A 667-nucleotide genomic window follows, 5' to 3' on the forward strand; every position below is an offset into this window, starting at 1 on the left:
ACAGCTTTCTTGTTTTGAATACAGGCATCACCGTATCTTTGTCTTGCTCTAAGCCGATGAGCGCATTTTCACGCAGTGATTCCTCGTTTAACCAAGGGGTCTGCCAATAACTCTTTTCTACCTTCCAGGCATTGATAAAGGTGAAGTCTTTGACTCCCATCGTGACGGCAGTTTGAATGATGCGACGAAGCATTTTAGGCCGTGGTAGCGCCAATACGAGCTTGATCGGTAATGGTGCTGGGGCTTGCTTTGTACAGCGAAATGTTAGCTTTGCTTGTACTTGATTGAGCTCGGTTAATGTGCCTTTCCCAATCAAACCGTTTTCAATGCCTACGCTCAGCGTATCACCGGTTTTCGCGCGCAAGGTCTTGTGGATATGCTCGAGCTGCCGTCCTTTAATGACGGCAGTCGACTCATCGATAATATTGTTTGGAGAGAGTAAGAGCAGGTTCATTACTAGTTTGTTAGTTGCTCATTTTCTGTTTGTTTTTTCTCAATAAGTTTTGAAAACAGTAAACCGATTTCGAACAAAAGCCACATTGGAAGGGCTAGCAATGTTTGAGAAATAACGTCAGGTGGAGTCAGAAGCATACCCACAACAAAACAGCCAACAACGAGGTAAGGGCGCTTCTCTGAAAGGCTGGCTGTGCTTGTCGCCCCCACTGAC

The 667-nt window shown here is 45.7% G+C and carries 2 protein-coding genes; both read right to left on the bottom strand.

What is annotated here, in order from left to right:
* Positions 1-454: RsmE family RNA methyltransferase (locus A3762_RS02730; RefSeq protein WP_156493164.1), on the bottom strand; the 454-nt coding region annotated here is incomplete at its 3' end.
* Positions 455-456: 2 nt separating this feature from the next.
* Positions 457-667: twin-arginine translocase subunit TatC (locus A3762_RS02735; protein WP_197468968.1), on the bottom strand; the 211-nt coding region annotated here is incomplete at its 5' end.

Source organism: Oleiphilus sp. HI0125, from assembly GCF_001635355.1.